General features: G+C 68.0%; 24 protein-coding genes and 3 tRNA genes. 12 read left to right on the top strand and 15 right to left on the bottom strand.

Annotation, left to right across the window (positions count from 1 at the left end; all coding sequences use genetic code 11):
* Window positions 1-37: 37 nt before the first annotated feature.
* The 8 genes from PWS46_RS25765 to trxC all read left to right on the top strand — a co-directional run bounded on the left by PWS46_RS25765 (window position 38) and on the right by trxC (window position 10,409).
* Window positions 38-1,306 carry an efflux RND transporter periplasmic adaptor subunit gene (locus tag PWS46_RS25765; RefSeq protein WP_434623773.1) on the top strand — a complete coding sequence of 423 codons (1,269 nt, stop codon included), beginning with the start codon at window positions 38-40 and terminating at the stop codon, window positions 1,304-1,306.
* Window positions 1,303-4,446 (top strand): multidrug efflux RND transporter permease subunit, encoded by a 3,144-nt coding sequence (locus PWS46_RS25760; protein WP_434623771.1) that lies wholly within the window; start codon window positions 1,303-1,305, stop codon window positions 4,444-4,446. The genes PWS46_RS25765 and PWS46_RS25760 overlap by 4 nt, the downstream gene beginning before the upstream one ends.
* 6 nt (window positions 4,447-4,452) lie before the next feature.
* Complete coding sequence (locus PWS46_RS25755; RefSeq protein WP_434623769.1) at window positions 4,453-7,572, top strand: efflux RND transporter permease subunit; 3,120 nt, start codon at window positions 4,453-4,455, stop codon at window positions 7,570-7,572.
* A gap of 245 nt (window positions 7,573-7,817) precedes the next feature.
* Entirely contained in the window at window positions 7,818-8,384 is a 567-nt protein-coding gene (locus PWS46_RS25750; RefSeq protein WP_434623767.1) for an RNA polymerase sigma factor, read from the top strand.
* 14 nt (window positions 8,385-8,398) lie between these two features.
* Entirely contained in the window at window positions 8,399-8,839 is a 441-nt protein-coding gene (locus PWS46_RS25745) for a hypothetical protein (RefSeq protein WP_434623765.1), read from the top strand.
* Window positions 8,836-9,333: a periplasmic heavy metal sensor gene (locus PWS46_RS25740; RefSeq protein WP_434623763.1), complete on the top strand. Its 498-nt coding sequence runs from the start codon at window positions 8,836-8,838 to the stop codon at window positions 9,331-9,333. The genes PWS46_RS25745 and PWS46_RS25740 overlap by 4 nt, the downstream gene beginning before the upstream one ends.
* Before the next feature lie 244 nt (window positions 9,334-9,577).
* Complete coding sequence (locus tag PWS46_RS25735) at window positions 9,578-9,832, top strand: hypothetical protein (protein ID WP_246457282.1); 255 nt, start codon at window positions 9,578-9,580, stop codon at window positions 9,830-9,832.
* A gap of 76 nt (window positions 9,833-9,908) precedes the next feature.
* Window positions 9,909-10,409 (top strand): thioredoxin TrxC, encoded by a 501-nt coding sequence (gene trxC / locus PWS46_RS25730; protein WP_434623761.1) that lies wholly within the window; start codon window positions 9,909-9,911, stop codon window positions 10,407-10,409.
* 54 nt (window positions 10,410-10,463) lie between these two features.
* Here trxC and PWS46_RS25725 read toward each other — a convergent pair whose 3' ends face one another.
* The gene (locus tag PWS46_RS25725; protein ID WP_434623759.1) at window positions 10,464-12,527 is read right to left on the bottom strand and encodes a methyl-accepting chemotaxis protein; all 2,064 of its coding nucleotides are present in this window, start codon (window positions 12,525-12,527) and stop codon (window positions 10,464-10,466) included.
* Window positions 12,528-12,773: 246 nt separating this feature from the next.
* Window positions 12,774-13,586 (bottom strand): SDR family NAD(P)-dependent oxidoreductase, encoded by an 813-nt coding sequence (locus PWS46_RS25720; protein ID WP_434623758.1) that lies wholly within the window; start codon window positions 13,584-13,586, stop codon window positions 12,774-12,776.
* A gap of 183 nt (window positions 13,587-13,769) precedes the next feature.
* On the opposite strand from PWS46_RS25720, the gene PWS46_RS25715 reads away from it, so the two are divergent.
* Complete coding sequence (locus PWS46_RS25715; RefSeq protein ID WP_434623756.1) at window positions 13,770-14,981, top strand: THUMP domain-containing class I SAM-dependent RNA methyltransferase; 1,212 nt, start codon at window positions 13,770-13,772, stop codon at window positions 14,979-14,981.
* 47 nt (window positions 14,982-15,028) lie between these two features.
* On the opposite strand, the gene PWS46_RS25710 is transcribed toward PWS46_RS25715, so the two are convergent.
* The 7 genes from PWS46_RS25710 to PWS46_RS25680 all read right to left on the bottom strand — a co-directional run bounded on the left by PWS46_RS25710 (window position 15,029) and on the right by PWS46_RS25680 (window position 18,172).
* Entirely contained in the window at window positions 15,029-15,814 is a 786-nt protein-coding gene (locus tag PWS46_RS25710; RefSeq protein WP_434623754.1) for a DUF1828 domain-containing protein, read from the bottom strand.
* Window positions 15,815-15,828: 14 nt separating this feature from the next.
* Window positions 15,829-16,272 carry a hypothetical protein gene (locus PWS46_RS25705; RefSeq protein WP_434623752.1) on the bottom strand — a complete coding sequence of 148 codons (444 nt, stop codon included), beginning with the start codon at window positions 16,270-16,272 and terminating at the stop codon, window positions 15,829-15,831.
* 136 nt (window positions 16,273-16,408) lie between these two features.
* Window positions 16,409-16,484: transfer RNA gene (locus PWS46_RS25700), tRNA-Glu, on the bottom strand.
* A gap of 44 nt (window positions 16,485-16,528) precedes the next feature.
* Window positions 16,529-16,604, bottom strand: a tRNA-Glu gene (locus tag PWS46_RS25695).
* A gap of 69 nt (window positions 16,605-16,673) precedes the next feature.
* Window positions 16,674-16,749 (bottom strand) — tRNA-Glu (locus tag PWS46_RS25690).
* A 43-nt stretch (window positions 16,750-16,792) separates the two neighbouring features.
* A complete protein-coding gene (locus tag PWS46_RS25685; RefSeq protein WP_434623750.1) occupies window positions 16,793-17,827 on the bottom strand; it encodes a threonine aldolase family protein in 1,035 nt (344 codons plus the stop codon).
* 18 nt (window positions 17,828-17,845) lie between these two features.
* The gene (locus tag PWS46_RS25680) at window positions 17,846-18,172 is read right to left on the bottom strand and encodes a hypothetical protein (RefSeq protein WP_109074432.1); all 327 of its coding nucleotides are present in this window, start codon (window positions 18,170-18,172) and stop codon (window positions 17,846-17,848) included.
* A 53-nt stretch (window positions 18,173-18,225) separates the two neighbouring features.
* Between PWS46_RS25680 and PWS46_RS25675 the strand changes: the two genes are divergently transcribed.
* The 3 genes from PWS46_RS25675 (at window position 18,226) to PWS46_RS25665 (ending at window position 20,914) form a co-directional block, all read left to right on the top strand.
* On the top strand, window positions 18,226-19,296 hold the full coding sequence (locus tag PWS46_RS25675; protein WP_434623748.1) for an RluA family pseudouridine synthase: 1,071 nt from the start codon (window positions 18,226-18,228) through the stop codon (window positions 19,294-19,296).
* A gap of 162 nt (window positions 19,297-19,458) precedes the next feature.
* The gene (rpoH, locus tag PWS46_RS25670; protein ID WP_295835467.1) at window positions 19,459-20,349 is read left to right on the top strand and encodes an RNA polymerase sigma factor RpoH; all 891 of its coding nucleotides are present in this window, start codon (window positions 19,459-19,461) and stop codon (window positions 20,347-20,349) included.
* A gap of 28 nt (window positions 20,350-20,377) precedes the next feature.
* Window positions 20,378-20,914 (top strand): GNAT family N-acetyltransferase, encoded by a 537-nt coding sequence (locus PWS46_RS25665; RefSeq protein ID WP_434623745.1) that lies wholly within the window; start codon window positions 20,378-20,380, stop codon window positions 20,912-20,914.
* Window positions 20,915-20,944: 30 nt separating this feature from the next.
* Here PWS46_RS25665 and PWS46_RS25660 read toward each other — a convergent pair whose 3' ends face one another.
* The 6 genes from PWS46_RS25660 to PWS46_RS25635 all read right to left on the bottom strand — a co-directional run bounded on the left by PWS46_RS25660 (window position 20,945) and on the right by PWS46_RS25635 (window position 24,376).
* Window positions 20,945-21,289, bottom strand: a complete 345-nt coding sequence (locus PWS46_RS25660) for a gamma-glutamylcyclotransferase family protein (protein WP_434623744.1) — start codon at window positions 21,287-21,289, stop codon at window positions 20,945-20,947.
* Window positions 21,282-21,668, bottom strand: coding sequence for a bleomycin resistance protein (locus PWS46_RS25655; protein ID WP_434623742.1), 387 nt, complete (start codon window positions 21,666-21,668; stop codon window positions 21,282-21,284). The genes PWS46_RS25660 and PWS46_RS25655 overlap by 8 nt, the downstream gene beginning before the upstream one ends.
* A 7-nt stretch (window positions 21,669-21,675) precedes the next feature.
* Complete coding sequence (locus tag PWS46_RS25650; RefSeq protein WP_434623740.1) at window positions 21,676-22,482, bottom strand: PhzF family phenazine biosynthesis protein; 807 nt, start codon at window positions 22,480-22,482, stop codon at window positions 21,676-21,678.
* A gap of 155 nt (window positions 22,483-22,637) precedes the next feature.
* Window positions 22,638-23,660: a threo-3-hydroxy-L-aspartate ammonia-lyase gene (locus PWS46_RS25645; protein WP_434623738.1), complete on the bottom strand. Its 1,023-nt coding sequence runs from the start codon at window positions 23,658-23,660 to the stop codon at window positions 22,638-22,640.
* 25 nt (window positions 23,661-23,685) lie between these two features.
* A complete protein-coding gene (locus PWS46_RS25640; RefSeq protein ID WP_434623736.1) occupies window positions 23,686-24,120 on the bottom strand; it encodes a GNAT family N-acetyltransferase in 435 nt (144 codons plus the stop codon).
* 4 nt (window positions 24,121-24,124) lie between these two features.
* On the bottom strand, window positions 24,125-24,376 hold the full coding sequence (locus PWS46_RS25635; RefSeq protein WP_434623734.1) for a DUF1127 domain-containing protein: 252 nt from the start codon (window positions 24,374-24,376) through the stop codon (window positions 24,125-24,127).
* Between the last annotated feature and the right edge of the window lie 351 nt (window positions 24,377-24,727).

Genomic DNA, 24,727 nt, shown 5'->3' with positions numbered 1-24,727 from the left:
GTCCGGTCAAGCGTCGGGGCAAGCGTCGGAACAGGTCATGACGATTCGTTGGAAGCCGGTGGTCACCGGTGTGGTTCTCGCCGGTCTGGTTGGCGGCGTCGGCTATGCGGTTCAGCAAAAGCTGGCACCCCCGGCGGCGACGGCGCAGCCCGGCGGCCCCCGCCCCGGCCCTGGCGGCGCGCGCAACAGCGTGGTCGCGGTGCAGGCCGGCACCGTGGCGAAGGAGGACGTGCCGATCTGGTTCGACGGCATCGGCACGGTCCAGGCCTTCAACACCGTCACCGTGCGCGCCCGCGTCGATGGCGAGCTTCAGCGCGTCTCGCTTCAGGAAGGCCAGCTGGTCAAGGCCGGCGACCTGCTGGCGACCATCGATTCCCGCCCGCTCCAGGCCCAGCTCGCGCAAGCCCAGGCGAAGAAGGCGCAGGACGAGGCGCAGCTCGCCAACGCCCGCCGCGATCTCGACCGCAACATGAACCTGAAGGAATTCGCCTCGCGCCAGACGGTGGACACCCAGCGCGCGCTGGTCGCCCAGTACGAGGCGCAGATCCGCGCCGACGAGGCGGCGATCGAGGCGGTGCAGGTCCAGCTGAACTACACCACTATCACCGCGCCGATCAGCGGCCGCATCGGCCTGCGCAACGTCGACCAGGGCAACGTCGTACGGGCCAGCGACCAGAACGGCATCGCCACCATCACGCAAATCCAGCCCATCGCCGTCATCTTCACCCTGCCGGAAAAGCAGTTGCAGGCGGTTCTCGCCGCCCAGGCGCAAGGGCCGGTGACGGTCGAGGCGCAGGACCGCGAGGGCCGGCGCGTGCTCGACACCGGGTCCCTGGCGGTGGTGGACAACCTGATCGACACCGGCACCGGCACCATCCGCCTGAAGGCGCAGATGCCCAACGACCCGCAGAAGCTATGGCCGGGCCAGTTCGTCAATGTCCGCCTGCTCTCCACCGTCCGCCGCGGCGCCACCACCGTGCCGGCGACCGTGGTGCAGCGCGGCCCCCAGGGCACCTACGCCTATGTCATCAAGGACGACCTGACGGTGGAACAGCGCCCGATCAAGGTCGCCCGCCAGGAGGAGAACAAGGCGATCATCGACGAGGGCCTTACTCCCGGCGAGCGGGTGGTGGTCGATGGCCAATACCGCCTGCAACCCGGCTCCAAGGTGCGCATCGTCGAACCCATCGCCTCGTCAACTCCACAGACAGCGGCGCCACAGACACCCGCATCGGCCACCACCCCGGCGCCGCAGGAGGAACGGCGGCATAACCGGCAGCAGCGTGAGGGACGCCAGCCCTCATGAACATCTCCGCCCCCTTCATCCTGCGGCCGGTCGCCACCGGCCTGCTGATGCTGGCGGTGGTGCTGCTGGGCCTGCTGGGCTACAGCACGCTGCCGATCTCCTCGCTGCCGACGGTCGATTTCCCGACGGTGCGCGTCACCACCCAGCTGCCGGGCGCGGCGCCGGAGGTGATGGCGTCGTCGGTCACCGCCCCGCTGGAACGCCAGCTCGGCCAGATCGCCGGCATCTCCTCCATGGTGTCGACCAGTTCCTTCGGGCTGTCGGTCATCACCCTGCAATTCGACCTGACCCGCGACATCGACGCCGCCTCGCAGGACGTGCAGTCGGCGATCAGCGCCGCGTCGGGCACGCTGCCCAAGGGGCTTCCCAACCCGCCGGTCTACGACAAGGTCAATCCCGCCGACACGCCGATCATGGTGCTGGCGCTGAGTTCCGAGTCCTTGCGGCTGGAAACCGTCAGCGACGCCGCCGACACCCTGCTGGCGCAGAAGCTGTCCCAGGTCGACGGCGTCGGCTATGTCGGCATCGAGGGGGGCCTGCGTCCCGCCGTCCGCGTTCAGGTCAACCCCGCCGCCGTCGCCGGTCTCGGCCTGACGCTGGAGGATGTGCGGACCACCATCACCCAGGCCAACGTCAATGCGCCCAAGGGCAGCTTCGACGGCCCGCGCCAATCCTGGTCGATCGGCGTCAACGACCAGATCGGGAACGCCGCCGCCTACCGCCCGATCATCGTCGCCTACAAGAACGGCGGCCCGGTGCGGCTGTCCGACATCGGCACCGTGGTCGATTCGGTGGAGAACACCCGGCTGGCGGCGTGGCATGACGGCAAGCCGGCGGTCCTGCTGAACGTGCTGCGCCAGCCCGGCGCCAACATCATCGACACGGTGGACCGCATCCGCAAACTGCTGCCCGCGCTCCAGGCCAGCCTGCCGCCGCAGATCCACATGGCGGTGCTGACCGACCGGACGGAGACCATCCGCGCCTCGGTGGTGGACGTGCAGAAGACGCTGGTGCTGACCGCCGGGCTGGTGGTGATGGTGATCTTCCTGTTCCTGCGCAAGGCGTGGGCGACGGTGATCCCGGCCGCCGCATTGCCGCTGTCGCTGATCGGCACCTTCGGCATCATGGCGCTGTGCGGCTTCAGCCTGGACAACCTGTCGCTGATGGCGCTGACCATCGCGTCCGGCTTCGTCGTCGACGACGCCATCGTGATGATCGAGAACATCGTCCGCCACATCGAGAAGGGCGAAAAGCCGATGCAGGCCGCGCTGAAGGGCGCCCGCCAGATCGGCTTCACCGTGGTCTCGCTGACCCTGTCGCTGATCGCGGTGTTCATCCCGCTCCTGTTCATGGGCGGGGTGGTCGGCCGGCTGTTCCGCGAATTCGCCATCACGCTGTCCATCGCCGTGCTGGTGTCGGCGGTGATCTCGCTGACGCTGACACCGATGATGTGCGCCCGCCTGTTGAAAGCGGAGGCGGAGAGCAAGCCCAACCGGCTGTTCCGCTGGACCGAACGCGGCTTCGACGCCCTGCTGAACGGCTACGCCGCCTCGCTGCGCGTCGTGCTGCGCCACCAGCCGGCGACGCTGCTGTTCACCATCGCGACGCTGGCCGCGACGCTCTACCTCTACGACGCGGTGCCGAAGGGCTTCCTGCCGCAGCAGGACACCGGCGTCATCATCGGCGTGACCGACGCCGCGCCCTCCATCTCGGTCAAGGCGATGGCGGAGCGCCAGCGCGAGGTCGCCGACATCGTGCGCCGCGATCCCGACGTGGCCGGGGTGGCGAGCTTCGTCGGCACCGGCACGGTCAACGCCACCACCAACACCGGCAACCTGACCATCGCGCTGAAGCCGCGCGACCAGCGCGGTTCCTCGGCGGAGGAGATCATCGCCCGCCTGCGCGCCGCGACTTCCGACCTGAAGGGCGTCTCGCTGTTCATGCAGGCGGTGCAGGACGTGCAGATCGACAGCCGCGTCAGCCGCACCCAGTATAAGTATGTCCTGCAGGACGCCGACCCGCGCGAGCTTGAGAACTGGACTCCGCGCCTGCTGGACGCGCTCCGCGCCCGGCCCGAACTGACCGACGTGGCGAGCGACCAGCAGCCCGACGGCCTGCAGGTCTATCTCACCATCGACCGCGACGCCGCCAGCCGCCTTCATGTGCTGCCCCAGGCCATCGACGACACGCTCTACGACGCCTTCGGCCAGCGGCAGGTCTCGACCATCTACACCCAGACCAACCAGTACCGCGTGATCCTGGAGGTGGAGCCGTCCTTCCAGATGGACCCGGCGTCCCTGTCCAAGATCTATGTGAAGGCCAGCGGCGGCACCGTCGTGCCCTTGGGCGCCATCGTGTCGGTGGAGCGCAGGACCGCCCCGCTGGTCATCACCCACCAGGGCCAGTTCCCATCCGTCACCCTGTCCTTCAACGTCGCTCCCGGCGTCTCGCTGGGGGCGGCGGTGGCGGCGATCCAGGAGGCGCGCGCCGGCATCGGCATGCCCGACACCGCCACCGCCCGCTTCGCCGGCACGGCGGCCGAGTTCCGGTCCTCGCTCGACACCCAGCCCTGGCTGATCCTGGCGGCGGTGGTCGCGGTCTATATCGTGCTGGGCGTGCTGTACGAGAGCACGATCCACCCGATCACCATCCTGTCGACCCTGCCGTCCGCCGGCATCGGCGCGCTGCTGGCGCTGATGGCGACCGGCCACGATTTGTCGCTGATCGCGCTGGTCGGCATCGTCCTGCTGATCGGCATCGTCAAGAAGAACGCCATCATGATGATCGACTTCGCGCTGGAGGCCGAACGTCACCAGGGCATGGCGCCGGAACGCTCGATCTACGAGGCGTCGCTCCTGCGCTTCCGCCCGATCATGATGACCACCATGGCGGCGCTGCTGGGCGCCCTGCCGCTGGCGCTGGAGAACGGCACCGGATCGGAACTGCGCAAACCGATGGGCATCGCCATCGTCGGCGGGCTGCTGGTCAGTCAGGTGCTGACGCTCTACACCACGCCGGTGGTCTATCTCTACATGGACCGTCTCGGCGACCGGCTGGGCCGCTGGCTGCGGCCATGGCGCCGCAAGGACGTTGCAGAACCCGGCAACGACCGCTCCGCCGGCCGGGCGGCGGCGGAGTAGCCGGCCATGCTTCCCGCAAATCTCCTCCCCTCCGGCGCCTCGCTCTCCGCTCCCTTCATCCGGCGGCCGGTCGGCACGTCGCTGCTGATGGTCGGGCTGATGATCCTCGGCATGGTGGCCTACCGCTTCCTGCCGGTGGCGCCGCTGCCGCAGGTGGAGTTCCCCACCATCATCGTCACCGCCTCCCTGCCCGGCGCCAGCCCGGAGACCATGGCGGCCTCCGTCGCCACCCCCTTGGAACGCCGCCTCGCCCGCATCGCCGGGGTGTCGGAGATGACCTCCAACAGCAAGCTCGGCAGCACCACCGTCGTCGTGCAGTTCGAGCTGAACCGCGACGTGGAATCGGCCTCGCGCGACGTGCAGGCCGCCATCAATGCCGCCGGCGGCGACCTGCCGGCCGACCTGCCCAGCCCGCCCAAGATGCGGCGCATCAACCCGGCCGACGCGCCGGTGATGACGCTGGCCATGACCTCCACCACGCTCGCCCCGGCCGACCTCTACAATCTCGCCGACAGCATCATCGGCCAGCGCCTGAGCCAGATCGAGGGGGTGGCCCAGGTCTCCATCAATGGCGCCGAGAAGACGGCTGTGCGCGTCCGCGTCAATGCCGCCGCAGCCGCCAACATGGGCGTCAGCCTGGAAGCGATCCGCAGCGTCATCTCCCAGGCGAATGCCAATGGCCCGAAGGGCAGCTTCGACGGCACCCATGAATCCTGGTCGATCGGCGCCAGCGACCAGCTGTTCGGCGCCGATGCCTACCGCCGGCTGATCGTGACCGAGAAGAACGGCGCCACCATCCGGCTCGGCGACGTCGCCGAGGTGATCGAGGCGCCGGAGAACAGCCGCACCGCCGCCTGGCAGGACGGCCAGCGCGCCGTCCTCATCAACATCCAGAAACAGCCGGGCTCCAACGTGGTGGAGACGGTGGACCGCATCCGGGCGGAGCTGCCGACCCTGCGCGGCTGGATGCCGCCGGCGGTGAGCCTGTCGGTGCGCACCGACCGCACGCCGACCATCCGCGCCTCCATCGACGACGTGCAGAAGACGCTGGCGGTCACCGTGGCGCTGGTGGTGATGGTGATGGCGCTGTTCCTGCGCCGGCTGTGGGCGACCGTCATCCCGGCGGCCTCGGTGCCGCTGTCGCTGGCCGGCACCTTCGGCGTCATGTGGATCGTCGGCTACAGCCTGGACAATTTCTCGCTGATGGCGCTGACCATCTCGGTCGGTTTCGTGGTGGACGACGCCATCGTCGTCATCGAGAACATCGTCCGCCACATCGAAAAGGGCGCCAAGCCGTTCGAAGCGGCGGTGAAGGGCGCCCGGCAGGTCGCCTTCACCGTGGTTTCCATCAGCCTGTCGCTGGTCGCCGTCTTCATCCCGATCCTGTTCATGGGCGGCATCCAGGGCCGGCTGTTCCGCGAGTTCGCCGTGGTGCTGTCGGTCGCCATCGCCGTCTCGGCGGTGGTGTCGCTGACCCTGACCCCGATGATGTGCGCCCACCTGCTGACCCCGGAGGCGGAGCGCAAGCCACCGGGACGCCTCGCCCGTGCGCTCGGCTGGATCGGCGACCGCCTGTTCGGCCTCTATGCCGGCGGGCTGGACTGGGTGCTGGCCCACCGCCGCACCATGCTGGCGGCGACGGTCGCCATCATCGGCGTCAGCGTCTGGCTCTACGGGCAGGTGCCGAAGGGCTTCGTGCCGCAGCAGGACACCGGCCTGCTGATGGGCTTCAGCGACCCGCCGCCCGACATCTCCTTCAAGGCGATGGTGACGCGCCAGCGCGCCTTGCAGGACGCCGTTTCCGGCGACCCGGCGGTGGCCAGCGTCGGCGGCACCATCGGCGGCGGCGGTCCCGGCGGCAGCTATTCCGGCCAGATCTACATCGCCCTGAAACCGAAGGCGGAGCGCGAGGATCTCGCCACCGTCACCCAGCGGCTGCGCCAGCGCGCCGGCAAGGTGCCGGGGGTGCAGCTCTACCTGATGCCGGTGCAGGACATCCGCGTCGGCGGTTTCCAGGGCCGCAGCCAGTACCGCTACAGCCTGCAGGATTCCGACATCGGCGCGCTGAACGAATGGGCGCCCAGGCTGGTGGAGAAGATGCGCACCCTGCCGGAGTTGGTCGACGTCGCCAACGACCGCCAGAACGGCGGCATCCAGGCCAACGTCATCGTGGACCGCGACGCCGCCGCCCGCCTCGGCGTGTCGCTCAGCAGCCTGGAGGCGACGCTCTACGACGCCTTCGGCCAGCGGCAGGTCTCGACCATGTATCTGGCGCAGAACCAGCACAAGGTGGTGCTGGAAGTCGATCCGTCCGAGGCGCTCGGCCCCGACGACCTGAAGCGCATTTATGTGACCGGCCGCGACGGCATGGTGCCGCTGTCGGCGGTGTCGCGCGTCGTCATCGGCAACCAGGCGTCCAGCATCCAGCACCAGAGCGGCTTCCCGGTCGCCAACCTGACCTTCGACCTCGCCCCCGGCGTCTCGCTGTCCCAGGCGACCGAGGTGATCCAGCGCGCCGCCGAGGACATCGGCATGCCCGCCAGCATCCGCGCCGGTTTCCAGGGCGACGCCCGCGCCTTCCAGCAATCCTCGTCCAGCCAGCCCTTGCTGATCCTGGCGGCGCTCATCACCATCTACATCGTGCTGGGCGTTCTGTACGAAAGCCTGATCCACCCGCTGACCATCCTGTCGACCCTGCCGTCGGCGGGTCTGGGGGCGCTGATCGCACTGATCCTGACCGGCTACGACCTGTCGATCGTGGCCTTGATCGGCATCATCCTGCTGATCGGCATCGTCAAGAAGAACGCCATCATGTTGATCGACTTCGCCCTGGAGGCGGAGCGGGAACGCGGCCTGTCGCCCCTGGAGGCGATCCGCGAGGCCGGACTGGTCCGCTTCCGCCCGATCATGATGACGACGATGGCGGCGCTGCTGGGCGCCGTTCCGCTCGCCTTCGATTACGGCACCGGCGGCGAGATCCGCCGCCCGCTCGGCATCGCCATCATCGGCGGGCTTCTGGTCAGCCAGATGCTGACGCTCTACACCACGCCGGTGGTCTATCTGACGTTGGAGCGGCTGGCCCTGCGGCACAGCAGGCGCGCCGCCATCGCCGCCCCGGCGGAATAGGGGGGCGGCGGATGGGTGCGCTTTCTACAGTCCTCAGGATTACCATCACCCCCGCGAGATCCCCTCTCCCCCCCGGGGAGAGGGTCAGGGTGAGGGGGAACCGCTTCATGGATCTCTTCGGCTGCGCCGAACCCCCTCATCCCGACCTTCTCCCCAGGGGGGAGAAGGGGATCCCGCCGGGGTGGGAGAAATCCCCATCCCCCTGGCGCCCCTTCCCCCTCTTGGGCATAGTTCCCGCCCACGGCATGAGCGGAGCCCCGGTGATCGAGGCCAGCGACACGGACGACGGGTTGATGGAGCGCGTGGCCGGCGGCGACGACGCCGCCTTCGACCGGCTGGCCGCCCGCCACATGCGCCGCGCCGTGGCGCTGGCCCAGCGGATGACCGGCAACCCGTCCGACGCCGACGAAATCGCCCAGGAGGCGTTCCTGCGGGTCTGGCAGCATGCCGGCCGCTGGGACGGGGCGCGGGCCGCCTTCACCACTTGGCTCTACCGCATCGTCATGAACCTCGCCATCGACCGTGGCCGCCGCCCCGGCTGGTCGCCGCTGGAGGAGGCCGGCGATCCGCCCGACGAGTCTCCCGACGCGCTGGCCCAAATCGCCGAGCGCCAGACCGCCGAGCGGGTCAACCGGGCGCTGGCAGCATTGCCCGACCGCCAGCGCGCCGCCGTCGTGCTGTTCCACCAGGAGGGGCTCAGCCTGCGTCAGGCCGCCGAAATCCTGACCATGAGCGAAAGCGCCTTCGCCTCGCTGCTGGCCCGCGCCCGCGCCGCGCTGAAGGCCGCGCTCACCGCCGCCGACGCCCGATGAGGAGGGAGGACACCATGACCGACGAAGACTTCCTCCGCCATCTGGACGATTACGGCGCCTCGCCGGAGCGCTGGCCGCCGGAGCTGCGCGCCGCGGCCGACGCCGCGCTCGCCCGCTCGCCCGCTCTCCGCGCCGCATTGGAGGACGCGCAGTCCTTCGACCGCCTGCTCGCCATCCCCGCCCCGCCGGTGGCGGACGCCCGCGTCGAGCGCCTGCTGGCCGCCGTCGGCAAGGCGGCGCGCGGCATGCCGCAGGACAGCATCGCGGTGCTGCTGCTCGGCCGGATGCCGCCGCGGACGGTGGCTGGCTTCTGCGTCGCCCTTCTCATGCTCGGCTGGCTGACCGGCCAGCTTGCCAGCCAGCTCGCCGCCCCCGTCCCCACCGCGCCACGCAGCCAGGAACTGGCCCTGCTGAGCGACGAGGTCGTCACCCTGTTCGACGGAGACTCCCGATGAGCGGTTTCGCCGCCCCCCAGCCATCCGTCCTGTCCCGGCTCCGCCAGCGGATCAGCCTGCGCACGCTGGCGCTGGCATCGCTGGCGCTGAACCTGTTCCTCGGCGCCATGCTGGTGGCGACGATCCGCAACCCACCGCCCCCGCCCTACCGGCCGATGCCCGACCGCTTCGTCGAGCATGTGGCCGCCGACCTGTCCGACGCCGACGCCGCCGTCCTGCGTGCCGCCTTCGAGCCGCTGCGCCCGCGCTACGACGCGCTGTCGCAGGAGTATCGCGAGGCCGGGCAGCGGGTGCGCGCCCTGCTCCAGGCCGAGCCTGTGGATTTCGACTCCCTGCGCGCCGCGACCTCCGCCGCCCGCGCCAAGCGCCGCCAGATCGGCGAACTGACCGAGGAAACCGTGCTGTCCATCCTGCCCGGCCTGTCACCGGCCGGCCGGCTGCGGCTGGTCGGCGGGCCGGGACCGGAGAGAGAGCCCAAGGCGCCCAAAAAATAGGCAAACCCACTCATCCACAGGCGGGATGGGCCGGCGGGAAGGGTGCGGATGATTCTGTTCGGAGATTGCGCACACATCTATCCACAGATTCTGTGGAGAAGAAAACCAGCGGAAATTTTATCCACACAAATTCACAAGTTATCATCCCCAAGTTTTATCGCCCGCCTTCCCATGGATCCTTGTATCCACCACCGATCCGGCATATCCAAATAACGTGGATCAGCAAGATTGGTGGGGGATCGTCATGATCGGAGATCCGTTTCATCCAAAGAAGGCGACGATCTCTTTGCGCGTTGATCGCCGAATCAAAGATGTCGCCAAGAATTACGCCCGCCAAAGGCAGACGCCTCTGGCCGAGGTCATGCGCGACCTCTTGGCCCGCTACGTCGCCGAATGCGCGCGGGAGAATGCCCAGGCGACCCCGGACCTGTTGAAGGACCGGCCGGCGCAATATGTGGATTTCGCAAAGCTGGAAGGCCTGATGGGCCGTCAGGAGTAGGCCCGCCCATCTTGAGCGGGCGGCTCCGCCCCCATACATCGACGGTGGACAAGCTGCCAGGGGAAGGAGCCCCGCCATGCCGCCCACCGCCCAAGCTTCAGGTCAGTCTTCCACAGGCCCCGGTTCTTCCACGGCCGCCGACAGCCTGCACATCGCCTGCCCGCATTGCGACACGCTGAACCGCGTGCCTCCGGCCCGTCTGGGCGGCGGCAAGTGCGGCCGTTGCGGCCACGCCCTGTTCGACGGAAAGCCGGTGGCGCTCGACGCCCGCCGTTTCGCCGCCCATGCCGAGAAGAGCGACCTGCCGCTGCTGATCGACTTCTGGGCCGAGTGGTGCGGCCCCTGCCGCATGATGGCCCCCGTCTTCGCCCAGGCCGCGGCCCAGCTGGAGCCCCAGGTCCGCCTCGCCAAGATCGACACCGAGGCCTCTCCCGACCTCGCCGCCCGCTTCGGCATCCGCAGCATCCCGTCCCTGGTCCTGGTCCACCACGGCCGGGAGATCGCCCGCACCGCCGGCGCGATGCCGCTCCCGGCCCTGGTGGCGTGGGTGCGGGAGACCATGAGGAGCAGTAGCTGAACGCGGCGCCCTATCCTCCCTCTCCCGCCCCGGGAGAGGGCTGTTATGAGTCCCCTACGCCGCCCGCACCGTCGCGATGAAGGTCCCCACCTCCCGGCGCAGGCGTTCGGCCTCGACCGCCAGTTCCTGCGAGGTGCCGTGGACGCGGCCGGCGGCGTCGCCGGTCTCGTGGACGGCGGTGCTGACGCCGGCGATGTTGCTCGACACCTCCTCGGTGCCCTGCGCCGCCTGGGTGACGCTGGAGGCGATCTCGCGGGTGGCGGCGGCCTGTTCCTCGATGGCGGCGGCGATGGCGGTGGTGATCTCGCTCATGTGGCCGATGGTCTTGCCGATGCTGCCGATCGCCTTCTGGGCGCCGCCGGTGGTCTGCTGAATCTCCTGCACCTTGGACTGGATCTCGTCGGTGGCCTTGGCGGTCTGGCTGGCCAGCGCCTTCACCTCGCTGGCGACCACGGCAAAGCCCTTGCCGGCCTCTCCGGCCCGCGCCGCCTCGATGGTGGCGTTCAGCGCCAGCAGGTTGGTCTGCGCGGCGATGCCGCTGATCAGTTCCACCACCGCGCCGATCTGCTCGGCGGCGGAGACCAGATCGCGCATGGTGCGGTCGGCGCCGTCGGCGTCGGCCACCGCCTGGGTGGCGATGCGGGTGGAGTTTTCCACCTGCTGGCCGATCTCGGAGATGGAGGCCGAGAGCTCCTCCGTCGCGGTGGCGACGGTCTGCACGTTGGCCGAAGCCTGTTCGGAGGCCGACGCGACCAGCAGCGAGCGCTCGCTCGCCTCCTGCGCGGTGGCGGTCAGTTCGGTCGCGGCGTCGCGCATGCCGGTGGCGGCGTGGGCGACGGTGTCGACGATGCCCTTCACCGTGCTCTCGAAGGTATCGGCCATCTGCATCATGGTCTGGCGGCGCTGGGCGGCGGCCTGCCGCTCGCTCTCCTCCTGCACCTTGCGCATCCGCTCCATCTCATAGGCGTTGGTCTTGAAGACCTGGAGCGCGCGGGCCAGCGCGCCGATCTCGTCCCGGCGCGCGTCGTCGGTGACGGCGACGCCCAGGTCACCTTCGGCCAGACGGCCCATCGCCCGCGTGATGTTGCCGAGCGGCTTGGTGATCGCCCGCGAAATCGCCCAGGCCAGCAGCAGGCCAATCAGCACGGCCGCCGCCGTCACCGCCGTTCCGCGCCCCTCGGCCGCGGCCACCTCGGCGGCGGCGGTGGTCTCCAGCTGCGACAGGAAGTCGGCGGAATGGGTGCGGATCAGGCCGATCTTGTCGCCGATCTCCTTGCCGGCCTTGCCCAGAGTCTCGCTGTTCAGCGATTTCAACTGGTCGCTCAGCGTGGCGATGCGGTCGATGCCGGCGCCATAGGCCGGAAGCTTGGCGACCGCGTCGGCCAGCTTGGCCTTCACCGGCCCGTCGGCCATGCCGTCGCGCAGCGCCGTGGCCTTCTTGATCACATCGGCCAGATCCTTGCGGATGCGCGCCAGATCCTCGGCCTGCGTCTCCGCCACGAAGCGGGCGACCAGCACGCGGACCAGCAGATACTGCTCGCTGACGTCGGCGGCCTTCACCGTGCGGTCGAGATCGCCCAGATCCTTCTCCGCCTTGACCGTCTCGCTCAGCGTGCGGCGGATGTCGGCGCCCAGCTTGTTCACCACCGACGTGACGATCGAGTCACGCTCCGTCCGCGCGGCGACCAGCTGGTCGAAGCCGCCGGTCAGCGTCTTCTGCAGGGTGGCGATCTCCTGCGCCGCCTGTCGGTCGGTGGCGCTGGTCATGCGGGCGGTGGCGGCGTCCAGCTTCTTCGCGAACTTGTCGACGTCGGCACGGAAGCGATCGACCACCGCGGTGGAGCCGCTGGACACGAACTCCTCCGCCGCCCCCAGGGCGTCGGCCATGTGGGTGTCGGCCTCCGCCACCGCCATGGCGACGTGCGATTGCCCGGCATAGCGGCGGAGCGCGTCATCGCTGGATCTCAAGCCCGTCCAGGACACCGCCCCCAGCCCGACCAGCAGCGCGAGCGTCACGCCGAAACCGGTATAGATCTTGGTCGCCGTGCGCAGATTGGCGAAGGGACCGGCTTTGGTCGGCTGGGCGGCGGTCTGCTGGCTTGAGTGGGTGGCGTTCATGGCTGGGGACCTCGTCTCTGACCCGCTACTGGCAAGGTTCCGATCTTTCGTGTGATCGGTTGTCAACGAGGTACCCTACAAGAACAATGCCAAAGGACGATTAACGTCCGCGGTGTTTTTCTGCCCTGCGAAATCGCCCTCTTTCCAATAGACCGCGCCCTTTACCCCTTCGCAATTTGCCAAGACCACTGAGATCGCTTTGCATTTTGCCAAAGCTTGACCTTCGCAATTGCGAAAAACTATCCTTTAGTTATAGAACTGACCGCCATTCACCTCGATCGTCTGGCCGGTGATGTAGCCGGCCAGCCGGTTGGAGGCGAGGAACAGGTAGGCGCCGACGCAATCCTCCGCCGTGCCCAGCCGTTTCAGCGGGATGCGCGCCGCGGTCTGCGCCAGCTTGTCCGGGCTTGAGTAGCGCTGGTGGAAATCGGTGTCGATGGTGCCGGGCGACACCGCGTTGACGCGGATGCCGTGCGGCGCCAGCTCCGTCGCCAGCGAGCGGGCGAGGCTGGCCTGGAACGCCTTGGCGGCGCTGTAGAGCGACGAGCCGGCGCTGCCGCCGGTGCGGCCGGAAATGGAGCCGGTGTTGACGATGGCCCCCTTCGACTCGATCAGCGCCGGCAGGGCGGCGCGGCTGGCGACGACCGCCGAGGCGGCGTTCAGGTCGAACTGCTGTTGCAGGAAGTCGTCGTCGATGTCGGCCAGCGCCACCCGGCCCAGCATGGTGCCGGCATTGTTGATCAGCACGTCCAGCCCGCCAAGCCGATCCACCGCCTGCTCCACCACCGCGCGGGCCTGCCCCTTGTCGGCGAAATCACCGGCCAGCCCGACCACGCCGTTGCCCATGCCCGAGCCCATTGAGGCCGCAACAGTCTCCACCGCCGCCCGGTCGCGGCCATGGATGGCGACGCGGGCGCCGAGCTGGGCGAAGGCCGCCGCCACCGCGGCGCCGATGCCGCGGCTGCTGCCGGTGACCAGCACCCGCTTGTCCCGGAACTCCTGCGCCAGCAGATCGGCGGGCCAGTTGCCGATGGTGGCGGTGGTGTCGGTTGCGGTCATGACGCTCGGTCTCCCTGCTCACTGGCCCATTCCGTGTTCGGAATCGAAAGCCGGCTTGATTGTTCGTGTTCCAATCCGATCATAGGGGGCGGCGGCCCGCCGTCAATTGCCGGGTCGGCCGCGCCCCGAAGGATTTGCGAGAATCCTGTCGTAGACGGCCAGCCTTCGGGCTATGTAGGCGGGATGAACACCGACCAAGACAAGACCGCCGCCGCGCAGCCCTTCGAGATTTTCCTGGTGGCCGCGCCCGGCCTGGAATCCGTGCTGTGCGCCGAGGCGCGCGACCGCGGCTTCGCCAACCCCACCGCCGTGAAGGGCGGGGTGACGGTCACCGGCGGCTGGCCGGAGGTCTGGCGCGCCAATCTGGAGCTGCGCGGCGCCACCCGCGTGCTGGCGCGCATCGCCAGCTTCCGCGCCCTGCATCTGGCGCAGTTGGACAAACGCGCCCGCCGCGTTCCCTGGGCCGAGATCCTGCGCGCCGACGTTCCGGTGCGGGTCGAGGCGTCCTGCAAGGCCTCGCGCATCTACCATGCCGGCGCCGCCGCCCAGCGCATCGAGCGCGCCATCGCCGAGGAACTCGGCGCCCCCATCGTCAAGGCCGCCCCCAAGCCGACCGGCAAGAAGCCCGCCAAGGATATGGAGGCGGAGGCGGAGGACACCGGCGCCGTCCAGATCGCCATCCAGATCAAGGCGCGCATCGACGACGACCTCTGCACCATCAGCGTCGACAGCTCCGGCGAGTCGCTGCACAAGCGCGGCCACAAGGAGGCGGTCAACAAGGCGCCGATGCGCGAGACGCTGGCCGCGCTGTTCCTGCGCCAGTGCGGTTATGACGGCCGCGAGCCCGTGGTGGACCCGATGTGCGGCTCCGGCACCTTCGTCATCGAGGCCGCCGAGATCGCCGCCGGCCTGAAGCCCGGCCGTTCCCGCCATTTCGCCTTCGAACAGCTCGCCAATTTCGACCCCGCCCTATGGCAGAGCCTGCGCGCCGGCGGCACGTCCACCGCGCCCGCCATTCGCTTCCACGGCAGCGACCGCGACGCCGGCGCCATAGCCATGAGCCGCGCCAACGCCGAGCGTGCCGGCGTTACCGCCTGGACCGAGTTCACCCACCACGCCATCAGCGACCTGACCCCGCCCGAGGGTCCCCCCGGCCTCGTCATCGTCAACCCGCCCTACGGCGCCCGCATCGGCGAGGGCAAGTCCCTGATCCCGCTCTACCACGCCATGGGCCAGACGCTGAAAGCGCGGTTTGCAGGCTGGCGCGTGGGCATCATCACCAACGAGGCGGCGCTGGCGAAGGCGACGGAGCTGCCGTTCGAGGAGGGCGGCGTGTCGGTGTCGAACGGGGGGATCCGGGTGACGCTGTATCAGACGGGGGTGTTGGGGGAGTAGATTTTCCCTAAACGCGCCTCGGTGGCGCAACCCGCCTTGTTGATCGTTCAAGCGGCCAGCAGCAGATCACGCATCGCTTCCGGTTGGGAAATCGGAACGATCGTGGCGACTTCGCGAATGCGCCCGATATCTTCGTCACGGTAAAGCAGTCGCCGGTCATCGAGCGCCGCCACGCGTTGCCCCTGCCAATCCCTCAGATCATAACAGCGGGCAAACACATTCTCGGCACGCGCCTTGGCGACGCTCGCATGGCTGCTTTCCGCCGGAAGGGTAAAGATCGCCGTCTCCACACCCGAAGAGCGAACAAGAAAATCAACAGGGACAAGCGTGTTTCCACGACCGGTTATTTTTGCATTCTGCTCATAATCCAAAGAAATATCTTCAATTATGCTCTCCACTTCCTCCTGGAAGCTTCCCTGAACCGCAACTCTATGGGTAAAGATCAGATCAGCCACGCGAATGCAGGCTTGACCCAACCGGATCACGCCCATCGCCAACTCCTGCGGTGTGACGTTGCAGGAAAGCACTCCCTTCGAATGCTCTATGCCGTAGGTTTCCAGAATATCAAACGTCAAGCGCCTGCGCCGAGCTGAACGCAGGGGCCGAATATCCACCTGATCGAGCCATAGGAAAGTGTTGCCGAAGTCAGTCAGCGTCATCGGCATTTCTTTGGACAGCATGTCCTGCCGATTCGCGACGAAAACATCCACCGACGACCCGTCCGGATAGCGGAAGGCTGTCGAAATCCGAACATGCCCCTTTGGAAGCAAGTCGATTTCTTCGACAAGCGGGCAGTTCTGGAAATGGTCTTTTACTTCGATCAACTCCAGCATGTTCCCGACCCTCCTCACATTCCAGCCAAGTCGGGTGGCAGGATCAACGAGCCATCATGAACTATGTGGGCCATTCGGCAAAAGGCGTCAAACACCTCTTTGAGAGACCGACCATCAAGGTCGCTGCGATCCACAACCTCATGCTTCAGGTTCTGTCTTGGACAATCCGGATAATGCAGGGAGTGCTTGTGGCTTCTGCCTGCCGGTTTGTGGGGGCGGCTATCGACCTCCAGCCTGCAGATCGGCCCGATCCCTGGAATCTTCACATTCAACGTTTTGGCCCCCGTTTCGGCGACCAACTGCACGTTCAAACGCGCGTCCACACCCTCGGCATTGGTGATCAGGATGTCCCGCGCCTCCCAGGAAACGGAAATCTCGCTGCGTTGCTCCAGGCGAATATCCCCGACGATCCGCTTTCCGCGCATGTCCCGAAGACGCTCGAATTCGCTGCGATCCATGGGAATCCTGTTTCGGCAGACCGGTTCAGAAGCGGGGCTTGCCGAAAGGGGTACATCAAAAATGATGTTTGGGCGAAGGCTTTCTCGCGCCTTCGCGCGCAGGAATGTTCAAGACTTTGCTGAGATTTTAAGAAAGTGGCGTCCCCGACGGGAGTCGAACCCGTGTCGCCGCCGTGAAAGGGCGGTGTCCTAGGCCTCTAGACGACGGGGACGTTGTAACCTCAATTCGCGCTCAATAACGCATCCAGCGCGTGGATGGCGTCCCCTAGGGGAGTCGAACCCCTGTTACCGCCGTGAGAGGGCGGTGTCCTAGGCCTCTAGACGAAGGGGACGTCTGGTCCCGATGTGCAACTCGCGGCGGTGGAGGCTGCCACCGGCCGCGCGACCCAACCTTGGAAGGTTGGCGTCCCCTAGGGGAGTCGAACCCCTGTTACCGCCGTGAGAGGGCGGTGTCCTAGGCCTCTAGACGAAGGGGACGTCATCGGCGTGGGCGGGTTTCTAACCAAGCCTGCCCCGCCGATCAAGCCTTTTCTTGCAGTCTGCGCAAAATATCCAGCAAACCGTCCACCGCCGCCGCCGGCGTGTCGAAGGCCGTCACGAAGCGCGCCGTGCCGTCGTCCCAGCGGTAGAAGCCGTAACCGGCCCCCTCCAGCGCCTCGGCATAGGCATCCGGCAGGCGGACGAACAGCTCGTTCGCCTCCACCGGGTGGGCCAGCTCGACGCCGGGCAGCGCGGTCAGACCGGCGGCCAGACGGTCGGCCATGGCGTTGGCGTGGGCGGCCAGCCGCAGCCACAGCCCATCCTCCAGCCAGGCGTCCAGCTGCGCCGACAGGAAGCGCATCTTCGACACCAGATGGCCGCCGCGCTTGCGGCCGAAGCCGAAATCCTCGGCCATCGCCGGGTTGAAGAACACCACCGCCTCGGCGGCGAGGCAGCCGCCCTTGGTGCCGCCCAGCGTCAGCACGTCGACCCCGGCGCGCCACGTCACGTCGGCCGGGGCGCAGCCCAGCCGGGCGATGGCGTTGGCGAAGCGGGCGCCGTCCATATGCACGGCCATGCCGTTGGAATGGGCGGTCTCGACCAGCGCCTCGACCTCCGCCGGGGTATAGACGGTGCCGGCCTCCGTCGCCTGGGTCAGGCTGAGGGCTGCGGGCTGCACCCGGTGGACGACGCCGACGCCGGCCTTGGCGATGTGGCGCGACACCATGTCCGGCGTCAGCTTGCCATGGTCCCCGGCCAGCGGCACCAGCTTGGCGCCGCCGGTGAAGAATTCCGGCGCGCCGCATTCGTCGGTGCCGATGTGCGCGTCCTCATGGCACAGCACCGCGCCATAGGGCGGCACCAGCGCCGACAGCGCCAGCGAATTGGCCGCCGTGCCGGTGGCGACCGGGAAGACCGCGACCTCCGTCTCGAAGATCGCGCACAGCCGCTCGGTCACCCGCGCGGTCCAGGGATCGTTGCCGTAGGGGGAGGCGGTGCCGGCCGACGCCGCCGCCAGCGCCGTCATCACCTGCGGCGCGGCACCGGCGACGTTGTCGCTGCGGAAATCATGCATGATCGCAAGACCTGTCTGTTAAGGGGCCGCTTTGCCGGCGGTGACCGTCGCGGTGACGGCGCCGGTGCGCGGGTCGATCAGATAGAGGCGGTCCGGACCCTGCGGCAGGGTCACCTTGAACAGCACGCGGTTGCCCGCCACCAGCATCTCGCCGATGCGGGCGCCGGCCGGGACGTCCAGCGTCACCTCGGCCGGCCGGTCGATCACCGTGGTCGTGGTGGAGGGCCCGGTCAGGGAGGCGCGATTGGGGTCCGACATCCGCTTGTACAGCTCCACCCCAAGATAAGTGAAGCCGGCGATGATCAGAACGCCCATGATGACGACGAGTGCCTTGAGGATCTGCACGGTTTGGGGTCCACTCCCGGACGATTGAAACAGGACGCGATACGAAAAAGCCGATGGCCGCCAACACACCGGACGACAACTCCGAAGACCTGTCCGACGATTTCCTCGATGCGGACGACGACGCCGGCTCGCCTGCCTATGCCACTGCCCGCTCCCTCGCCTACACGATCCCCGACGAGGCGGCGGGCCAGCGGCTGGACAAGGCGTTGGCGGCGGGCCTGCCGGACCTGTCGCGGTCGCGCGTCCAGGCCCTGCTTGACCAGGGCTGCGTGCGCGGCGACGGCCGGACGATAACGGACGCGTCACTGAGGGTCAAACCCGGCCAGCGCTTCGAGGTCGATGTGCCGGGGGCGGAGGCCGCCGAACCGGTGGCGCAGGACATCCCGCTCGACGTGGTGTACGAGGATGCCGACGTTCTGGTGATCGACAAGCCGGCCGGCATGGTGGTGCACCCCGCCGCCGGCAATCCGGACGGCACGCTGGTCAACGCCCTGCTGGCCCATTGCGGCGACAGCCTGTCCGGCATCGGCGGGGTGCGGCGGCCGGGCATCGTCCACCGGCTGGACAAGGACACCAGCGGCCTGATGGTGGTCGCCAAGAACGACCGCGCCCATCACGGCCTGTCGGACCAGTTCTCCGACCGCACGCTCAGCCGCACCTATCTGGCGCTGGTCTGGGGCGTGCCCAACCCGACGCAGGGCCGGATCGAGGGCAACATCGGCCGCAGCAGCGCCGACCGCAAGAAGATGGCGGTGGTCACCGGCGGCGGCAAACCGGCCGGCACCAAGTACCGCGTGGTGAAGAGCTTCGGCATGGCCGCCTCGCTGGTCGAATGCGTGCTGGAGACCGGGCGCACCCACCAGATCCGCGTCCACCTGACCCACATCGGCCATCCGCTGGTCGGCGACCCGCTCTATGGCCGCGGCCGGTCGGGGCGGCCGGGGGGCAAATTCGCCTCGCTTCTGCCGGAACCGGTTCGGGGCAGCCTTGTTGGCTTTCCGCGACAGGCGCTGCACGCCGCGGCGCTGACCTTCCGTCATCCGGTCAGTGGCGAAATCGTGGCTTTCCGCTCCCCAATTCCGGCGGATATTCATGAACTAATTGTCACCTTGGAGTCGCTTTAAAACGGTACACCGGGAAATCTTTCTTGGATAGACTCCCGGTCAATGGCGAGGTTCCGCCGCCCGCTCATTGCGAGGGGCCTTTGGAACCCGCGCTGAAGAATGGCCGCATGCCCATGAATTCCTTCTCATGGGTATACCGGCCGTCAGGAGAGGGGTTTGGTCATGGCGACGGCATCCAATCTTCCGGCCATCGGGTCCGAGAGCAATCTGTCCCGCTATCTCCAGGAGATCCGCAAGTTCCCGATGCTGGAGCCGGAGCGGGAATACATGCTCGCCAAGAGCTGGCAGCAGCATGAGGATTCCGGCGCCGCCCATCAGCTGGTCACCAGCCACCTGCGTCTGGTGGCCAAGATCGCCATGGGTTACCGCGGCTACGGCCTGCCCTTGTCGGAGCTGATCTCCGAAGGCAATGTCGGCATGATGCAGGCGGTGAAGCGCTTCGATCCCGACCGCGGCTTCCGGCTGGCGACCTACGCCATGTGGTGGATTCGCGCAGCGATCCAGGAATACATCCTGCACAGCTGGTCGCTGGTGAAGATGGGCACGACGGCCGCCCAGAAGAAGCTGTTCTTCAACCTGCGCCGGCTGAAGGGCCAGATGCAGGCGATCGAGGAAGGCGACCTGTCGCCCGAGCAGGTCCAGGCCATCGCCACCAAGCTGGACGTTCCCGAACAGGACGTCGTCAACATGAACCGGCGCCTCGCCAGCCCCGACCATTCGCTGAACGCGCCCCTGCGGGCGGAGAGCGAGGGCGAATGGCAGGATTTCCTGGTCGACGAGACCGCCAGCCAGGAAATCACGCTGGCCGACCGCGAGGAGCTGGGCAAGCGCCGCAAGCTGCTGGCGAACGCCATGACCGCGCTGAACGACCGCGAACGCGACATCCTGACCGAACGCCGCCTGCGCGAGGCGCCGACGACGCTGGAGGACCTGTCGCAGAAATACGGCATCAGCCGCGAGCGCGTCCGCCAGATCGAGGTCCGGGCCTTCGAAAAGCTGCAGAAGGCGATCAAGGCCGCCGCGGTAGACCAGAAGATGGAGACGGAGGCGTAAGGGGAAACCCGACCGCCGCGACAGCGTTATGACCAGGACCAGTCAGGACGGCGAGGTTTCCCTCGCCACCGTCGGGCCCGGCGATCTGCCGGCCTTCAAGAGCGATATGGAGGCGTCCTTTGCGGTCGCCGTCATCGAGGAACTCGGGTGCCTTCCCGAGGATTCGATCCCACGCGGCAGCGAACTCGACGAGTCGATGAACGCGCCGGGCACCGAGCTTCTGCACATCCTGTGCGATGGCCAAAGGGTCGGCGGCGCCGTCGTGGTGATCGACGAGGCGACCCAGCGCAACTCGCTGGACCTCCTCTTCCTGTCGCCGGCGCAGCATGGCCGGGGATTGGGCTTCAAAGCCTGGATGGCGATCGAGCGGCGCTATCCCGGAACGCTGGTCTGGGAAACCCACACACCCTATTTCGAGAAACGGAACATCCACTTCTACGTGAACAAGTGCGGCTTCAAGATCGTCGAGTTCTTCGGCGCCCGTCACCCGGACCCGCATTGGCCCGGCCCGTCCGGCCTGCCCGGCGGCGGCGAGATGTTCCGCTTCGAAAAGGTGATGCGATAGCGGCCGGCCAAGCGGTGACGGCCGCCGTCCTCACGCCTTCACATAGACCCACGCCTCCGCCCCGGACTTCAGCCGGACCATGACTCGCCTGTAATCCGCGACCTCGTACGAATCGGCGGCAGCCAGTTCTTCCGGGGTAATCTCGAACAGGGTTCCGGCGACCTCGTCGGCCGGATCGCCGCTTTCGCTCACCACGGGGTGGAAGCGCTTGCCGCTGGTGCGGATCACCTCCGGATCGGTGATCTCCAGCATGTCGCGGCGGTATCCCGGCATGGCGTCCGGCCGCCCGGCCAGCAGCCGGCCGAAGGACGCCATCTGCACGTTCTCCTGCTGCAGGGTGCCGTAGGAGAACAGAAGGACCATATCCTCAGCCATCGCCATCCCTCCGTGCCTCCGCCCCGACGCGCAACAGGTTGCCGTCCGGGTCGATGTGGGCAAACTCGCGCAGGCCATAGGGCGTGTCGGACACCGCCGTCAGCCGACCGCCGACCTGCGCCGCCAGCCAAGCCGCATGCAGCGCGTCGGCGTCGCTGACATAGAGATAGCAGGCGACGACCGAGCGTTCGGGATCGAGGTCCGGAACCCGCGTCAGATGCAGGCCCACCCCATTCCAATCCAAAAATCCATAGACCGGGTCCGCGGCGGCCTCATCGTAGGCGGTCACCGCGAAGCCGAGGCTTCGGTAATGGTCGAGCGCCGCCCGCACGTCGCGGACCGGCAGGATCGGTGCCACCCGCTCGAACTGGACGGTCATTTCAGCCTCACAGCAGGATCGAGCCTTCGAGATACAGCACCGCCTGCCCGCCGATCCGCACCCGGTCGCCGGCCAGTTCGCACAGCAGGTCGCCGCCGCGGGCCGAGACCTGCCGCGCCCGCAGCACGGTCTTGCCCAGCCGCTCCGCCCAATAGGGGGTCAGCATGCAGTGGGTGGAGCCGGTGACCGGGTCCTCCGGGATGCCCTGGGCCGGAGCGAACAGGCGCGAGACGAAGTCGACCCCACCCTCCCCCGGTGCCGTGACGCAGACGGCGAACAGATCGAGCTTCGCCAGCAGCGCCATGTCCGGCGCCAGCGCCCGCACCGCGTCGGCCGACTCGTAGACCACCAGATAGTCGCGCCCGCTCAGCACCGCGGCCGGCGCCGGGCCGCCCAGCGCCGCCAGCAGGTTGGGATCGACCCGCTCCGCCGGCTTGGCCGGACGGTTGGGGAAGTCCAGCGTGTAGCGGTCGCCGTCGCGGGTGACGGTCAGCGTGCCGGCCTGCCGGGTGGCGAAGTCCATGCGCCCGCGGCCCGGCTCCAGGATGGTGGAGATGACGAAGGCGGTCGCCAGCGTGGCATGGCCGCACAGATCGACCTCCACGGCCGGGGTGAACCAGCGCAGTTCGAACCCTTCACCGTCGCGGATGAAGAAGGCGGTTTCCGCCAGATTGTTCTCCGCCGCGATGGCCAGCATCTGCGCATCGGGCAACCACGATTCCAGCGGCACGACCGCCGCCGGGTTGCCGGCAAAGACGCGGTCGGTGAAGGCATCGACCTGATAGATAGGCAGGCGCATGGCTTTCCCGGTCATAGGGAGCGTTCCTTACGGCTTGGGGGAATCGGATCGATAAGACGCTAGTCCCCTCTCCCCCCCGGGGAGAGGGTTAGGGTGAGGGGGTCGCGCGGCGAGGACAGGTCGGAGGCGGGGTCGTTGCGCGCCGAGTCACATCATTCCGCGCATTCCCATCAGCCCGCCACCAACGTGGCAAAGCGGGCGAGGTCGACGTTGCCGCCGGTGACGACGATGCCGACGCGCTTGCCGCGCACGTCGAACTTGCCGGACAGCACCGCCGCCGCCGCGAGGCAGCCGGTCGGCTCCACCATCATCTTCATCCTGCTGGCGAAGAAGCGCATGGCGTCGACCAGCTGGTCGTCGGTGACGGTCACGATGTCGTCGACCAGCCGCTGGATCACCGGGAAGGTCAGCTGACCGACCGCGCGGCTCTGGGCGCCGTCGGCGATGGTCTTCGGCGCGTCGATGCGGACGATGCTCCCGCTGCGCAGGCTCTGCTGGGCGTCGTTGCCCGCCTCCGGCTCGACGCCGACGACCCGGCAGCCGGGGTTCAGCGTCTTGGCGGCGATGACGCAGCCGGACAGCAGCCCGCCACCGCCGGTCGGCACCACCAGCAGGTCGAGCGGCCCGCCGGTCTGTCCGGCCTCCTCGATCAGTTCCTTGGCGACGGTGCCCTGCCCGGCCATCACATGGGGATGGTCGAAGGGCGGAACGAGGACGCCGCCCCGCTCCTCCAGCACGCGGGCAACGGCGGCGTCGGGCGGTTCGGCATAGCGGTCGTACAGCACCACATCGGCGCCGTAGCCGCGGGTGGCGGCCAGCTTCGACGCCGGGGCGTCCTGCGGCATGACGATGGTGGACTTCACCTTCAGCATCGACGACGCCAGCGCCAGCGCCTGGGCATGATTGCCCGACGAATAGGCGACGGCGCCCAACGCCCGCTGCACCGGGGTGAAGCGCGACACCGCGTTGTAGGCGCCGCGGATCTTGAAGGCGCCGGTGCGCTGGAAATTCTCGCACTTGAACAGCAGCTCGCCGCCGGTCAGCGTGTCGGCGGTGCGGCTGGTCAGTACCGGCGTGCGGTGGGCGACGCCGGCGATCCGCTCCGCCGCCCCGGCCACGTCGTCGTAGGAGATGGCGAGGCCGGCAGTGTCGATCCTGCTGTCGGTCCCGCTGCTGATGATCGTATCGGGCATGGCGGCGGTGCTCCTCCCGGATGTCTTATTCCAGATCGGTGAACAGGAAGGCCTGCTCGTGGCGCTTCAGCCCGGCCTGCTCGTAGAAGCTGATGGCCTTGGGCGCGGACAGCAGCAGGCACATGGTGCCCGGCCCCATCGCGTCGCGGGTGCGGCGCATCAGCTCCTTGCCGATGCCGCGCCCCTGCAGGGCGCGGTCGACGGCGAGGTCGGACAGATAGCAGCAATAGACGAAGTCGGTGATCGACCGGGCGACGCCGACCAGCCGTCCATCCTCACGCGCGGTGATGATCAGGCCGGCATTGCGCAGCATCGCCTCCACCCGGGGGCGGTCGCCCACGGGCCGGCGTTCCGCCAGCCCGGAGCGTTCCAGAACGTCGATGAACGCGTCCGCGCTCAACTCCGGTTCGACCGCGTAGTCGATGTGTATGGATTTGCCCTGAATGGATTGGTCGGCCATCGTCTCATCCCCGCCAGAACGGCTTCGACACTTCCTGATCCACTTCGGACCGGCTGACGCCGATATCCTTCAGCTGATGGTCGTCGAGCCTCGCCAGTGCATGACGTTGTTTGCGCCGTTCCATCGCGGAAAACAACACGTCGAGCAGCCGCCAGAGCGAGCGCGAGGCGACACGGGTGACGCGGTCGGCGGCCGGGACGGCGCCCGGGGCTGCCGTGTACGGGCCGGAACTGCGGGTCACGTCGGTGTGGCGCATCGGATCCTCCATCATCTGGCGCACAACGCTCGAACAATCGAGACAATCAGGATTATGGAGACGTATTCGGCGGGGTCAAACGGAACATTGTCACCATTACATTTCCGATGTCGGATGTATCTTTTCGGCCACAGCCTGCAATGGCCTCCGCCGGCGACCGGAAAAACCTTTGAGCTACGAAGGAGTCCGCCGGTGCGCAGGCCGATGGTTTGCCATGCCAAATCGTTCGTGTGACAAGTTAGGGTCGGATCGGGGGATTGTGTTGGTCACATTGTCCCGTTCACCAGCGATCCGAAACGGCGAATTCCCGCCGTGAGGGCGTCCGGTGCAACCATGGCGACCTCCGCCGCG

The sequence above is a fragment of the Azospirillum sp. B2RO_4 genome (assembly GCF_051124815.1).
Lineage (GTDB): Bacteria > Pseudomonadota > Alphaproteobacteria > Azospirillales > Azospirillaceae > Azospirillum.
This window is presented reverse-complemented; position numbering and strand designations above follow the sequence as displayed.